Origin of the sequence: Streptomyces sp. NPDC058086, from assembly GCF_042885015.1 — a bacterium.
Taxonomy (GTDB): Bacteria; Actinomycetota; Actinomycetes; order Streptomycetales; family Streptomycetaceae; genus Streptomyces.
Genome location: NZ_JBHVST010000014.1, coordinates 65,370 through 77,836, shown reverse-complemented (window position 1 = coordinate 77,836; position 12,467 = coordinate 65,370). Strand labels below are relative to the sequence as shown.

The following is a 12,467-nucleotide window of genomic DNA, read 5'->3' as shown; positions in this document are numbered from 1 at the left end:
GGGGTGTGACTGCATGGCCGCAGGAGGTTTCTGCAAGCTGCCGAACGGCAGCGTGGTGGTGGCGCTGAACCTGCCCAGCCCGGCGGGCCCGGGGCCCGGCTGCGTGCGCTTTCTGGTCCTGGCCCAGAACCGCGCCCGGGCCCTGACACGCCTGCGCAACCTCGGCCTGCGCGCGGTCTACCTCCGGGGGAACGCGGCCCCGCCCACCCCCGACGAGATCACCGCCGTCCTGCACCACCCCGACGGACTCATATGGCGCACCACCCCTGACAGCGGCGTCCAGGGCCCCGACCTCACCCAGGAACTGTGGCGCCCGTTCAAATCCCTCCTGAGGTGCCCGGCGGCACCGGCGTAGGGCCCTGTGGCGCCTTTCAGGCCACGGGTTGGACCATGGGTCAGACCACGGGCTTGCCTGTGAGCTCCACCCCGGCCGCCCGCAGCTCCTCCAGCGCCCGGTCCGTGGTCTCCTCGGAGACTCCGGCCGTGAGGTCCAGGAGGACCTGGGTGCGGAAGCCGCCCCGGACCGAGTCCAGGGCGGTGGCGCGGACGCAGTGGTCGGTGGCGATGCCGACCACGTCCACCTCGTCGATCTCGCGGGCGCGCAGCCAGTCACCCAGCGCGACCCCGTTCTCGTCGGCGCCCTCGAAGCCGCTGTAAGCCGCCGCGTACGCGCCCTTGTCGAAGACGGCGTCCACCGCGCCGGAGGCGACCGCCGGAGCGAAGTTCGGGTGGAACCCGACCCCCTCCGTGCCGGCCACGCAGTGCGCCGGCCAGGAGTGGACGAAGTCGGGGTTGTCGGCGAAGTGGCCACCGGGGGCGATGTGGAGGTCACGCGTGGCGACGACATGCCGGTAGCCGGCGGGCGCCTGCCCGATCAGCTCCGTGATGGCGGCGGCCACATCGGCGCCTCCGGCCACCGCGAGGCTGCCCCCCTCGCAGAAGTCGTTCTGCACGTCTACGACGATCAAGGCGCGGCGCATGGTCGGTGTCCTTCGACTGTGTCGACTATGGGGTCGGTGAATGTGGCAGGGGGTGTGCGGGACCGGCCTGTGGAGCCGAGCCTAGAGACTTCACGTGCGGCGCGGGAGGGGCATTCGGTTACGGCCTGCTGCGGCGGCCGGTGCGGTGTGCGTGTTGCCGTTGCATTCCCGCTGACCGCCCGTTCATTCGTGTTTGCCCAAGGGTGGCCGGAGACGGCCGGAGCGCCGCCCGCGCGCGCTCCGGCGCACCCCGCGCACACCGCAGGGGCCGTATCAGATGTATTCCGTCGGAATGACCGGTTCCCCGCGCGAGAGCTGTGTCGCCGACAGCGGCAGGTTGGCGCGGGAGGCCGCGTGCCGGTCACGTACGACGTCGAGGGGCTCGCGGGAGAGGACCTGCCCGCCCTTGACGAGCTCCACCAGCAACTGTCGCTCGGTGAGCCCCACGGGGACCGCCCCGGTACCGATCACCTCGGCCTCGGCGACCCCCCGCTCGTCGAGCCGGCGCGCGGCCCACTTGCGCCCGCCGATCGAGGTCTTGCCGCCGGTGGACTTCTTGGCCACGGGCGCCAGCGGAGCCTTCGGGTCCGCCGATTCGGCGCGGGCGACCAGCTTGTAGACCATCGAGCAGGTGGGATGGCCGGAACCCGTCACCAACTGCGTGCCGACCCCGTACGCGTCGACGGGCGCCGCCGCCAGCGAGGCGATCGCGTACTCGTCCAGGTCCGAGGTCACGATGATCCGCGTGTCCGTCGCGCCCAGCTCGTCGAGCTGCTGCCGCACCCGGTGCGCGACCAGCAGCAGGTCCCCGGAGTCGATCCGTACGGCCCCGAGCTCCGGCCCGGCGACGTCGACCGCCATCCGTACCGCCTCCGCGACGTCGTACGTGTCCACGAGCAGCGTCGTCCCCCGGCCCAGCGAGTTCACCTGGGCCTGGAAGGCGTCCCGCTCGCGGTCGTGGAGCAGGGTGAAAGCGTGCGCGGAGGTGCCGACGGTCGGGATGCCGTAGCGGAATCCGGCGGCCAGGTCGGAGGTGGTCGTGAAGCCCCCGATGTACGCGGCCCGCGCCGCCGCCACCGCGGCCAGCTCATGCGTCCGCCGGGCGCCCATCTCTATCAGCGGCCGGCCCCCGGCGGCCGAGGTCATCCGGGAGGCGGCGGCCGCGATGGCCGAGTCGTGGTTGAGGATCGAGAGGATCACCGTCTCCAGGAGCACGCACTGGGCGAAAGACCCCTCGACCCGCACGATCGGCGAGCCCGGGAAGTACACCTCGCCCTCGGGATAGCCCCAGATGTCCCCGCTGAAGCGGTACGAGGCGAGCCACTCCAGGGTCGGCTCGTCCACGATGGCGTTCTCGCGCAGGAAGCCGAGGACGTCGGCGTCGAAGCGGAAGTTCTCGACGGCGTCGAGAACCCGCCCGGTGCCCGCCACGACGCCGTAGCGCCGCCCCTCCGGCAGCCGCCGCGTGAAGACCTCGAAGACCGAGCGTCGCTCGGCGGTCCCCGCGGCCAGTGCGGCCCGCAGCATCGTCAGCTCGTACTGGTCCGTGAAGAGCGCCGTCGAGGGAACGTCCACCGGCAGCCCAAGGTCCGCTGTGTTCATAAGGCTGGATGGTACCCCCATCTCGTCACTCTGACGATTTGTGGGGGCCGTTGTATTCCGGTTGTATCCCGTTGTATTCCGGGGGTCCGTTTGTGCGGGCCCCCCTCTCTGGTGGCAGCATGGGCCGTGTGACCGCTCCCGCACCCCTAGAGATCGAAAAGACCGAGTCGGCGGAGGAGGTCTTCGCCGTACCCGAGCCCGACGTCCCCTGGCTCACCATCGTGCACAACGACCCGGTCAACCTCATGAGCTATGTGACGTATGTCTTCCAGACGTACTTCGGCTACACCAAGGACAAGGCCACCAAGCTCATGCTCGACGTCCATCACAAGGGCCGGGCGGTCGTCTCCAGCGGCACGCGCGAGGAGATGGAGCGCGACGTACAGGCCATGCACGGCTACGGTCTGTGGGCCACCCTTCAGCAGGACCGGAAGTAGCGGGACCGGAGGCCGTCGGACCGGCGGCCGTCGGACCGGCAGCAGCCCGAGCCCTCCCTGTAAACCGCGAGCAGGACCGGAAGTAGCGAACTCACTCCATGCCAGGACACTTCGAACCGCTCCCCGGCGGCGGCGCGGCCGTCGCGCTCGACGAGGTCGAGATCTCCATCATCCGCTCCCTCGCCGTACAGCTCCTGGAGCTCATCGGTCCCGGCCCCGCGGAGAACGCCCCCGACGACCCGCTCGCCGAACTGTTCGCGGAGGGCCCCAGCGAACCGCCCTCCGACCCCGTGCTCCAGCGCCTCTTCCCGGACGCCTACAGCGGCCCCGACGTCGAGGCGTCCTCGCCGGAACAGGCGGAGGAGCAGCGTGCGCACTCCTCCGAGTTCCGCCGCTTCACCGAGAACGACCTGCGCGCCGGCAAGCGCGAGAACGCCCTCACGGTGATCCGCTCGCTGGACGCCCTCACCCTGGCGGGCGACGGCGGTGCGGTCCTCAAGCTCTCCCCCGGGGAGTCCGAGCAGTGGCTGCGCGCCCTCAACGACCTGCGCCTGGCGATCGGTGCCCGGCTCGACGTCGTCGAGGAGGAGGACACCGACCTCCTCTACCGCCTCCCGGACGAGGACCCTCGCAAGCCGATGGTGATGGCGTACCTGTGGCTGGGCGGTCTCCAGGAGACGCTCGTCGAGACGCTGATGCCCTGATCGGGCACCGAGATGCCCTGATCGGGCACTGAGTGGGGAAGCGGTCGGTGAAGCGGCCGGTATGCCCTGATCAGGGGTTGGTTCAGGGTTCAATCGGTGTTCGCTCAGAGGACGCTCAGATCCGGATAACGATCCCGTCACCGTCCTGGCCTGGTATGCACACCTGAGTGCTGTTTGTCCGCTTTTCCCTGTGGCATGCCTTACATCACCCGCAGGCTGCCCATCTTGCGGCCGTGATAGATCTTCACGACCGCCCGACAGGACAACACCCATGTCCGGTCGGGTGCGCCACCGAGCCGGCGACCGCCGGCCAGGCACAGCTCCATCACATCCGGGGGGATCGGAACCCGATCCGAAGCCAGAGGACTGGCTCGGACCGGCATGGAGAAAGGCGCACCACACATGACCTCATCGCAGGTCGACAAGACCGACGAGCCGCGTGCCGGCAGTGAGGCCGTGGGCGGCGACGCCCCCGAAGAGGGGTACGAGCGCGGGCTCGGCAGTCGCCAGGTCCAGATGATCGCGATCGGCGGCGCCGTCGGCGTCGGCCTCTTCCTGGGCGCCGGGGCGAACATCGCCAAGGCGGGGCCCAGCCTCATCTTCATGTACGCCCTCGCAGGCGTGATCATCTTCTTCATCATGCGGGCGCTCGGCGAGCTGCTCCTGTACCGCCCGGTCTCGGGCTCCTTCGCGGAGTACTCCCGCGAGTTCCTCGGCCCGTTCTTCGGCTACTTCACCGGCTGGACGTACTGGCTGATGTGGGTGGTCACCGGCATGGCGGAACTCACCGCCGCCGCGATCTACGTCCACTACTGGTTCCCGTCCGTCCCCCAATGGGTGACGGCGCTGGTCTTCCTGATCGTCCTCTTCGTGGCGAACCTGATCTCGGTGAAGCTCTTCGGAGAGATCGAGTTCTGGTTCTCGATGGTCAAGGTCACCGCCCTGATCGGCATGATCGTGATCGGCCTCGGCGTCCTCACCTTCGGCTTCAGCTCGGCCGGTGACACGGCCTCCGTCGCCAACCTCTGGCAGTTCGACGGCTTCTTCCCCAACGGCATCGGCTCGTCCCTGATGACCCTCCAGGGCGTCATGTTCGCCTACCTCGCCGTCGAGCTCGTCGGTGTCACGGCGGGCGAGTCCGAGGACCCGGAGAAGACCCTCCCCAAGGCGATCAACACCCTCCCGTGGCGCATCGCGCTCTTCTACGTCGGCGCGCTCACGGTCATCCTCTGCGTCGTGAAGTGGACGGAGTTCGCCCCGGGCGTCAGCCCCTTCGTCGAGGCCTTCGCGAAGATCGGCATCCCGGCCGGCGCCGGCATCGTCAACTTCGTGGTCCTGACCGCCGCCCTGTCCTCCTGCAACTCCGGCATGTACTCCACGGGCCGCATGCTGCGCACCCTGGCGGACAACGGCGAGGCCCCCAAGGTCTTCAGCAGGCTCTCCTCGGCCAAGACCCCGGCGATCGGCATCACCGTCTCCATGCTCTTCATGGGCATCGGCGTGATCCTGAACTACATCGTCCCGGAGAAGGCCTTCGGCTACGTCACCTCCGTGGCCACCGCCGCCGGCATCTGGACCTGGCTGATGATCCTGGTCAGCCACATCCTCTACCGCCGCGCGGTCGACGCCGGACGCCTGCCCGCCTCCTCCTTCCCGGCCCCGGGCGGAGCGAAGTGCAGCTGGATCGCGGTCGTCTTCCTGCTCTTCGTCACAGGCCTCATCGCGTACGACGCCGACTCCCGCGTCTGCCTGTACGTGATGGCCGGCTGGGCCGCGGCCCTGGCCATCGGCTGGTGGGTGCTCAAGGCACGCAACCCCCAGGTCACCGAGGGCCGCGAGCCGGCGTTCGAGAAGGTCGGCTGACCTCCCCGGTTCAGCATGGCCGGCCCTCCCGGTTCAGCATGTGGGCCGCTCCGTACCACCCCTCGGTACGGAGCGGCCCTTCTGCTTATCCTGACCGACATGCTGACCATCACCCAGGCCCTCGTCGACCAGATCGTCGCGCACGCGCGCCAGGACCACCCCGACGAGGCGTGCGGCGTCGTCGCGGGCCCGGCCGGCTCGGGCCGCCCCGAGCGCTTCATCCCGATGCTCAACGCCGCCCGCTCGCCCACGTTCTACGAGTTCGACTCCGGCGACCTGCTGAAGCTGTACCGCGAGATGGACGACCGCGACGAGGAGCCGGTGATCATCTACCACTCCCACACGGCGACCGAGGCGTACCCCTCCCGCACCGACATCTCGTACGCCAACGAGCCCGGCGCGCACTACCTCCTCGTCTCCACGGCGGACGCGGACGACGCGGGTCCGTTCCAGTTCCGCTCGTACCGGATCGTCGAGGGAGAGGTGACGGAGGAGGAGGTCACGGTCGTGGAGGCGTACTGATCCCGTCCTTACTCGGCCCCTATCCCGAACTTCGGGCAGAATTCATCCACCATCTGAGATCACATTCCGGGACCCGGACGGGGAATCGATACGATGAGCCCATGGTTTCCCAGGACGTGAGCGACAAGACGCCGGGCATGCTGCTCGTGGCGCGGCTGCACGTCGACCTGTGCAGGCTGCAGAGCGCCATCTGTAGGCGCTGAACCCTGCCGCCGTACGGCCGTGAGCCACGGCTCCGCGGGGCCGCAACCGGCGTCCCGCCCTGCTACTTCCGCGCTGCCGCGCGCCCACCGACCTGACTTTTCCTTCCGACAGGAGCCCGCAACCATGGCCATCGAGGTCCGCATCCCCACCATCCTCCGCACCTACACCGGCGGCGAGAAGGCCGTCGAGGGCGGCGGCGCGACCCTCGCCGAGCTCTTCGCCGACCTCGAGACCCGGCACGCGGGCATCCAGGCCCGGATCGTCGACGACGGCCAGCTGCGCCGCTTCGTCAACGTGTACCTGAACGACGAGGACGTCCGCTTCCTCGACGGCATCAACACCAAGCTCACCGACGGCGACAACGTGACGATCCTGCCGGCCGTGGCCGGCGGCATGGTCTGATCGGCTGCTGATCGCTGATGCGCTACGACTCCCCGCTCGCCGCGGTGGGCAACACCCCTCTGGTGCGCCTGCCACGGCTTTCGCTGTCCGCCGACGTCCGGATCTGGGCGAAGCTGGAGGACCGCAACCCCACGGGTTCGGTCAAGGACCGCCCGGCCCTTCACATGGTCGAACAGGCGGAGAAGGACGGCCGGTTGACGCCGGGCTGCACGATCCTGGAGCCGACGAGCGGGAACACCGGCATCTCGCTGGCCATGGCGGCGAAGCTCAAGGGCTACCGCATGGTGTGCGTGATGCCGGAGAACACCTCGCAGGAGCGGCGGGACCTGCTGGCCATGTGGGGCGCGGAGATCATCTCCAGCCCCGCGGCCGGCGGTTCCAACACCGCCGTGCGCGTCGCGAAGGAACTGTCGGCCGAGCACCCCGACTGGGTGATGCTCTACCAGTACGGGAACCCCGACAACGCGGGCGCCCACTACGCGACGACGGGCCCCGAGATCCTGGCGGACCTCCCCTCCATCACGCACTTCGTCGCCGGCCTCGGCACGACGGGCACCCTGATGGGCGTCGGCCGCTACCTCCGGGAGAACAAGCCGGACGTGAAGATCGTCGCCGCGGAGCCGCGCTACGACGACCTGGTGTACGGCCTGCGCAACCTGGACGAGGGGTTCGTCCCCGAGCTGTACGACGCGTCGGTCCTCACCTCCCGCTTCTCGGTCGGCTCCGCCGACGCGGTCACCCGCACGCGTGAGCTCCTCCAGCAGGAGGGCATCTTCGCGGGCGTCTCCACCGGGGCCGCGCTGCACGCCGCGATCGGCGTCGGCAAGAAGGCGCTCGCCGCCGGTGAGTCCGCCGACATCGTCTTCGTCGTCGCCGACGGCGGCTGGAAGTACCTGTCGACGGGCGTCTACACCGCCGCGACCACAGAAGAAGCCATCGAAACCCTCCAGGGCCAGCTCTGGGCGTAGGCCGCACGGGCGGCGGCCAGGACGTTCCTCGCCCCCGCCGCCCCTGCCCGTCCCATCCTCCTGGGGCTCCGCCCCAGACCCCGAGGGGTGGTCTTTCGACCGCGGGCCGGTGGGGGCTTGGCGCGCAGTTCCCCGCCCCCTGAAGGGGCGCTGGCGCGCATCTTTCAGCCCGTCCGGCGTTTGAGGACGAGGCCGTTCAGGCCGATCGGGGGGTTTGGGGGCGGAGCCCCGGGGATGGGACGGGTAGGGGCGGCGGGGGACAGCCTCAGCCGGCCAGGTAGCGGACCTGGTCCCAGAGCACCGGATCCACCACCCCCACCCGCCGCCGGAACTCCCACAAGGGCACCTCGCGCAGCTCATCCGTCTCCAGGAAGCTCGCCCGCCCATGCGCATCGCCGACGGCACCCGGCGGCAGTGGAATCACCCCGGCCCGCTCGTCGTGGTACTTGCTCGTGATCTTCGCGACGGTCACCCGTTCGCCCCGCACGGCCAGCACCAGACACGGCCGGTCCTTCTCCCCGGGCCCGTCCTCGTACGGAACCTTCGCCCACCAGATCTCCGCCGGCCGCGGCCGAGGTATCCGCAGCCGTTCCCGCCGCCCGGGCGGCCGAGTCCGACCGGCGGCCCGGTCTCCTCGGCGCCCACGGCGTCCACGGCGCCCCCAGCCGTCCACCAGCGTCGCGACCAGCGCGAGCAGCACCACGGCCGCCAACGCGAGCCACCAGGACGTGTCCATACCAAAGAAGGTACCGGCGCGCACTCCGCCCCGCCCCCTGCCCGCGGAACCCAGGCATCCGACCTCCGGTCGACCATCCATCCGAACCGGTGACACCACAGGTGAGTTCGCCCACAACAGCCCCTGGTGGAGGAGCGACCCGCCCTTTTGCGCCTTACGCTCGACGGACCGCACGACCCCCGTTCCCGTATCTGCATCCGAGTACCTGCACCCCGCATCTACTCTCTGCACTTCCTGTCAGCGCGGAGGTTCCAGCTCTTATGAAGCTCACCGTCGTCGGCTGCTCGGGGTCGTTCCCGTCCGCGGAATCGGCCTGCTCGAGCTACCTCGTCGAGGCCGACGGCTTCAGGCTGCTTCTCGACATGGGCAATGGTGCCCTTGGCGAGCTGCAGCGCCACTGCGGTCTCTACGACCTCGACGCGATCTTCCTCAGCCATCTGCACGCCGACCACTGCATCGACATGTGCGCGTACTTCGTCGCGCGCTACTACCGCCACGACGGCGGTCGCTGCGACCCGCTCCCCGTCTACGGACCCGAGGGCACGGAACAGCGACTGACCACCGCGTACGCGGACACTCCCACCGCCTCCTCGATGAGCGAGGTCTTCGACTTCCACACCGTCAAACCGGGCACGTTCGAGATCGGCCCGTTCACGGTGCACACGGAGCGGGTGCGCCACCCCGTGGAGGCGTACGGCATCCGTATCGAACACGACGGGAAGTCGCTGACCTACTCCGGGGACACCGGTGTCACCGACGCGCTGGACGAACTCGCCCGGGACACCGACCTGTTCCTCTGCGAGGCCGCGTTCACGCACGGCAAGGAGAACATCCCCGACCTGCACCTCAACGGCCGCGAGGCGGGAGAGAGCGCCAGCCGCGCCGGCGCCCGCCGCCTGCTGCTCACCCACATCCCGCCGTGGACGGACCCCCGGATCAACCTGGCCGACGCCCGCGCGGTGTACTCGGGCCCCGCGGATCTGGCGACGCCCCGATCGACGTACGAGATCTAGAAGCCGTCGTAGGGGATTCAGAGGTTGTCGCCGTCTCAGGGGATCCAGAGGCCGTCGTAGGAGAGGCCGCAGGAGAGCCGGAAGTCGCCGCGGCGTCGGAGCCGCGGCCACCCGTACGTACGAAAGGGCCCCCGGAGGATTCTCCGGGGGCCCTCGGTCGTGTGCGGGGGGCTACTTGGCCTCCGCCTTCAGCAGCTCCGCCAGCTCCTCGTCGGACTCGCGGCCCGGCGTGGGGAGGTTCCACTTCGTGATCGCGAAGCGGAAGACCGCGTAGTAGACCACCCCGAAGCACAGGCCCACCAGGACCAGGCCCCACGGGTTGGTCGCGATGCCGAGGTTCAGGCCGAAGTCGACCGCGCCGGCCGAGAAGCCGAAACCGTCCTTCATGCCGAGCGCCCAGGTCAGCGCCAGCGAGATGCCGGTGAGGACCGCGTGGATGGCGTACAGGACCGGCGCGATGAACATGAACGTGAACTCGATCGGCTCGGTCACACCCGTCACGAACGAGGTCAGCGCGATCGAGAGCATCATGCCGCCGACGACCTTGCGGCGCTCGGGACGGGCGCAGTGCACGATCGCCAGGCACGCGGCCGGGAGGCCGAACATCATGATCGGGAAGAAGCCGGTCATGAACTGGCCCGCGGTCGGGTCGCCGGCCAGGAAGCGCGCGATGTCACCGCTCTTGCCGTGGTAGTCGCCCGCCTGGAACCACGGGTAGGAGTTCAGCAGGTGGTGCATGCCGATCGGGATCAGCGCGCGGTTGGCGACACCGAAGATGCCGGCGCCGACGGCACCCGAACCGACCAGCTTCTCACCGAAGTTGTGCAGACCCGTGCCGAGGACCGGCCAGATGTAGCCGAAGACGATGCCGATCAGCAGACCGGCGAACGCGGACAGGATCGGGACGAGCCGGCGGCCGCCGAAGAAGCCCGCCCAGTCGGGCAGCTTCGTCCGGTAGAACTTCTGGTACAGCAGGGCGACGACTATGCCCATCACCACACCGCCCAGGACCTTGGCGTCCACGGGGGCGTTCACCATGACCACCTTGCCGTCGACGGCCGTGGCCACCTTCGGCAGGTTCTTGTCGGTGAACGTCGCCAGCACGTTCTTGAAGACCAGGTAACCGACCACCGCGGCGAGCGCCGTCGAGCCGTCCGACTTCTTCGCGAAGCCGATCGCGATGCCCACGGCGAACAGCAGTGCCATATTGTCGAGGATCGCGTTGCCACCGGCCGTCATAAAACCGGCGATCTTGGTGAGGAACGTGGGGAAGGACGCGCGTCCCAGCATGTCGGTGTTGCCGAGACGCACGAGGAGCGCGGCAGCGGGCAGTACGGCGACCGGCAGCATCAGGCTACGGCCGATGCGCTGCAGGACAGCCATCGCGCCGGAGCCCTTCTTCTTCTCGGCCGCGGGAGCGGCACTGGCCGTGGACACAACTTCCTCCAGTGTGCGTGGTCTATACCACTCGGTGGTGTAGACCTGTTGTAGCACGGTGAAGGTGAGATAAGGAACCCGCGAATTTTGTGGCCTGGGTCATAAGGGGAGGAATCGGTTCCGGGCGCGACGAAGCCGCGCGACCGGCACCCACCGGCCCGCGGTTCGTGAACGAACGGCCTACGCCTTGGTCGTGTCCTCGTGCTCCTCCTCCGACTCCCTCCCCGGAGTCTTCAGGTCGAACTTCGTGATCGCGAACCGGAAGATCACGTAGTACACGACCGCGAAGCACAGCCCGATCGGCACGATCGCCCACGGCCTGGTCGCCAGATGCCAGTTGATGACGTAATCGATGACCCCGGCGGAGAAGCTGAAACCGTCGTGCACGCCCAACCCCCAGGTCACCGCCATCGACACCCCCGTCAGCAGCGCGTGGATCGCGTACAGCACCGGCGCGACGAACAGGAAGGAGTACTCGAGCGGTTCCGTGATGCCCGTGACGAACGAGGTCAGCGCGACCGACAGCATGAGCCCGCCGATCTCCTTGCGACGCTCGGGCCGGGCGCAGTGCGTGATGGCCAGGGCCGCCGCAGGCAGCGCGAACATCATGATGGGGAAGAAGCCGGACGTGAACTGCCCGGCGTTCGGATCGCCCCACAGGAACATGTTGACGTCACCGTGCACGGTCGTCCCGTCCGGCGCGGTGTAACTGCCGAACTGGAACCAGATGGGCACGTTCAGGAACTGGTGCAGGCCGATCACCAGCAGCGCCCGGTTGGCCACCCCGAAGACACCGGCACCCCAGGAGCCCAGCCCCACCAGCCAGTCGCTGAAGTGCTCAAGACTCCGTCCCACCGGCGGCCAGATCCACAGGCACAGCACGGCGAACGCGATGGCCACGAACGCCATGATGATCGGCACCAGCCGCCGCCCGTTGAAGAACCCGAGCCAGTCGACCAGCCTGGTGCGGTGGTAGCGCTGCCAGAAGTACGCGGTCATCAGTCCCATGGCGATGCCGCCGAAAACCCCCGGATTCTGGTACGTGAACGGGGCCACGGAGAAGTCGGCCGCCTGGCAGCCGATGTTCGTGAGGGCCTTCATCCCGCCCGTGCAGCTCACCGGGAACTGGCGCAGCACGTTGTAGTAGACGAGGAAACCGGCGACCGCCGCGAGCGCCGTCGACCCGTCCGACTTCTTCGCCATGCCGATGGCCACGCCCACGCAGAACAGCATCGGCAGCCCGAGCGAGCCGTCGAGCAGCGCGCCGCCCGCGCCCCGCATGATCTTGGAGACATTGCCCCAGCCGAGCCCCTTGTCGCCGAACACATCAGGCTGGCCGAGCCGGTTGAGGATGCCCGCGGCCGGCAGCACGGCGATCGGCAGCTGGAGGCTGCGGCCCATCTTCTGAAGACCCTGGAACAGCTTGTTCCAGCGGGCCCGTGCGGGCGCGGGGGCGCTGTCGGCACTCATGGGCGTCCTCCGGACGGGGCCGGGTTGGCGACTGCACGCCCACTGGTGTAGACCAGTCGACGAACGGTTGCGCTGTCGTGAACGCCATCATTCGGTACGCGCGACATGGCCGCTCGCAAAGATGGGCCA

General features: G+C 69.0%; 14 protein-coding genes. 9 read left to right on the top strand and 5 right to left on the bottom strand.

Annotation, left to right across the window (positions count from 1 at the left end; all coding sequences use genetic code 11):
• Window positions 1-13: 13 nt before the first annotated feature.
• Window positions 14-355, top strand: a complete 342-nt coding sequence (locus ACFVWD_RS13875) for a hypothetical protein (protein ID WP_389596020.1) — start codon at window positions 14-16, stop codon at window positions 353-355.
• Between the two features lie 40 nt (window positions 356-395).
• Here ACFVWD_RS13875 and ACFVWD_RS13870 read toward each other — a convergent pair whose 3' ends face one another.
• Together ACFVWD_RS13870 and ACFVWD_RS13865 are read right to left on the bottom strand one after the other, a co-directional pair.
• Window positions 396-980 (bottom strand): isochorismatase family protein, encoded by a 585-nt coding sequence (locus tag ACFVWD_RS13870; protein WP_101404923.1) that lies wholly within the window; start codon window positions 978-980, stop codon window positions 396-398.
• Window positions 981-1,253: 273 nt separating this feature from the next.
• Complete coding sequence (locus tag ACFVWD_RS13865; RefSeq protein WP_389596018.1) at window positions 1,254-2,582, bottom strand: nicotinate phosphoribosyltransferase; 1,329 nt, start codon at window positions 2,580-2,582, stop codon at window positions 1,254-1,256.
• 119 nt (window positions 2,583-2,701) lie between these two features.
• Between ACFVWD_RS13865 and clpS the strand changes: the two genes are divergently transcribed.
• The 7 genes from clpS to ACFVWD_RS13830 all read left to right on the top strand — a co-directional run bounded on the left by clpS (window position 2,702) and on the right by ACFVWD_RS13830 (window position 7,682).
• Window positions 2,702-3,019, top strand: coding sequence for an ATP-dependent Clp protease adapter ClpS (gene clpS / locus ACFVWD_RS13860; RefSeq protein ID WP_352049040.1), 318 nt, complete (start codon window positions 2,702-2,704; stop codon window positions 3,017-3,019).
• 98 nt (window positions 3,020-3,117) lie between these two features.
• Window positions 3,118-3,723 (top strand): DUF2017 domain-containing protein, encoded by a 606-nt coding sequence (locus tag ACFVWD_RS13855; protein ID WP_389596016.1) that lies wholly within the window; start codon window positions 3,118-3,120, stop codon window positions 3,721-3,723.
• Window positions 3,724-4,125: 402 nt separating this feature from the next.
• A complete protein-coding gene (locus tag ACFVWD_RS13850) occupies window positions 4,126-5,586 on the top strand; it encodes an amino acid permease (protein ID WP_389596015.1) in 1,461 nt (486 codons plus the stop codon).
• Between the two features lie 99 nt (window positions 5,587-5,685).
• Complete coding sequence (locus ACFVWD_RS13845; RefSeq protein ID WP_389596013.1) at window positions 5,686-6,108, top strand: Mov34/MPN/PAD-1 family protein; 423 nt, start codon at window positions 5,686-5,688, stop codon at window positions 6,106-6,108.
• 101 nt (window positions 6,109-6,209) lie between these two features.
• On the top strand, window positions 6,210-6,311 hold the full coding sequence (locus ACFVWD_RS13840) for a putative leader peptide (RefSeq protein ID WP_389596011.1): 102 nt from the start codon (window positions 6,210-6,212) through the stop codon (window positions 6,309-6,311).
• A gap of 124 nt (window positions 6,312-6,435) precedes the next feature.
• The gene (locus ACFVWD_RS13835; RefSeq protein ID WP_054229696.1) at window positions 6,436-6,714 is read left to right on the top strand and encodes a MoaD/ThiS family protein; all 279 of its coding nucleotides are present in this window, start codon (window positions 6,436-6,438) and stop codon (window positions 6,712-6,714) included.
• Window positions 6,715-6,731: 17 nt separating this feature from the next.
• Complete coding sequence (locus ACFVWD_RS13830; protein ID WP_168508914.1) at window positions 6,732-7,682, top strand: PLP-dependent cysteine synthase family protein; 951 nt, start codon at window positions 6,732-6,734, stop codon at window positions 7,680-7,682.
• A gap of 265 nt (window positions 7,683-7,947) precedes the next feature.
• Here ACFVWD_RS13830 and ACFVWD_RS13825 read toward each other — a convergent pair whose 3' ends face one another.
• Window positions 7,948-8,418 (bottom strand): type II toxin-antitoxin system PemK/MazF family toxin, encoded by a 471-nt coding sequence (locus tag ACFVWD_RS13825; RefSeq protein WP_389596009.1) that lies wholly within the window; start codon window positions 8,416-8,418, stop codon window positions 7,948-7,950.
• Between the two features lie 260 nt (window positions 8,419-8,678).
• Here ACFVWD_RS13825 and ACFVWD_RS13820 point away from each other — a divergent pair, with 260 nt between their 5' ends.
• Complete coding sequence (locus ACFVWD_RS13820; RefSeq protein WP_389596007.1) at window positions 8,679-9,431, top strand: MBL fold metallo-hydrolase; 753 nt, start codon at window positions 8,679-8,681, stop codon at window positions 9,429-9,431.
• A gap of 171 nt (window positions 9,432-9,602) precedes the next feature.
• On the opposite strand, the gene ACFVWD_RS13815 is transcribed toward ACFVWD_RS13820, so the two are convergent.
• Together ACFVWD_RS13815 and ACFVWD_RS13810 are read right to left on the bottom strand one after the other, a co-directional pair.
• A complete protein-coding gene (locus ACFVWD_RS13815; protein WP_389596005.1) occupies window positions 9,603-10,868 on the bottom strand; it encodes a PTS transporter subunit EIIC in 1,266 nt (421 codons plus the stop codon).
• A 180-nt stretch (window positions 10,869-11,048) separates the two neighbouring features.
• Window positions 11,049-12,338 (bottom strand): PTS transporter subunit EIIC, encoded by a 1,290-nt coding sequence (locus ACFVWD_RS13810; RefSeq protein WP_389596003.1) that lies wholly within the window; start codon window positions 12,336-12,338, stop codon window positions 11,049-11,051.
• Window positions 12,339-12,467: the final 129 nt, after the last annotated feature.

What these genes read in the sequence shown, in the direction of transcription:
- ACFVWD_RS13875 (WP_389596020.1), top strand. Translation starts at nt 14, where the DNA reads ATGGCCGCAGGAGGTTTCTGCAAGCTGCCGAACGGCAGCGTGGTGGTG.
- ACFVWD_RS13870 (WP_101404923.1), bottom strand. Translation starts at nt 980, where the DNA reads ATGCGCCGCGCCTTGATCGTCGTAGACGTGCAGAACGACTTCTGCGAG.
- ACFVWD_RS13865 (WP_389596018.1), bottom strand. Translation starts at nt 2,582, where the DNA reads ATGAACACAGCGGACCTTGGGCTGCCGGTGGACGTTCCCTCGACGGCG.
- clpS (WP_352049040.1), top strand. Translation starts at nt 2,702, where the DNA reads ATGGGCCGTGTGACCGCTCCCGCACCCCTAGAGATCGAAAAGACCGAG.
- ACFVWD_RS13855 (WP_389596016.1), top strand. Translation starts at nt 3,118, where the DNA reads ATGCCAGGACACTTCGAACCGCTCCCCGGCGGCGGCGCGGCCGTCGCG.
- ACFVWD_RS13850 (WP_389596015.1), top strand. Translation starts at nt 4,126, where the DNA reads ATGACCTCATCGCAGGTCGACAAGACCGACGAGCCGCGTGCCGGCAGT.
- ACFVWD_RS13845 (WP_389596013.1), top strand. Translation starts at nt 5,686, where the DNA reads ATGCTGACCATCACCCAGGCCCTCGTCGACCAGATCGTCGCGCACGCG.
- ACFVWD_RS13840 (WP_389596011.1), top strand. Translation starts at nt 6,210, where the DNA reads ATGGTTTCCCAGGACGTGAGCGACAAGACGCCGGGCATGCTGCTCGTG.
- ACFVWD_RS13835 (WP_054229696.1), top strand. Translation starts at nt 6,436, where the DNA reads ATGGCCATCGAGGTCCGCATCCCCACCATCCTCCGCACCTACACCGGC.
- ACFVWD_RS13830 (WP_168508914.1), top strand. Translation starts at nt 6,732, where the DNA reads ATGCGCTACGACTCCCCGCTCGCCGCGGTGGGCAACACCCCTCTGGTG.
- ACFVWD_RS13825 (WP_389596009.1), bottom strand. Translation starts at nt 8,418, where the DNA reads ATGGACACGTCCTGGTGGCTCGCGTTGGCGGCCGTGGTGCTGCTCGCG.
- ACFVWD_RS13820 (WP_389596007.1), top strand. Translation starts at nt 8,679, where the DNA reads ATGAAGCTCACCGTCGTCGGCTGCTCGGGGTCGTTCCCGTCCGCGGAA.
- ACFVWD_RS13810 (WP_389596003.1), bottom strand. Translation starts at nt 12,338, where the DNA reads ATGAGTGCCGACAGCGCCCCCGCGCCCGCACGGGCCCGCTGGAACAAG.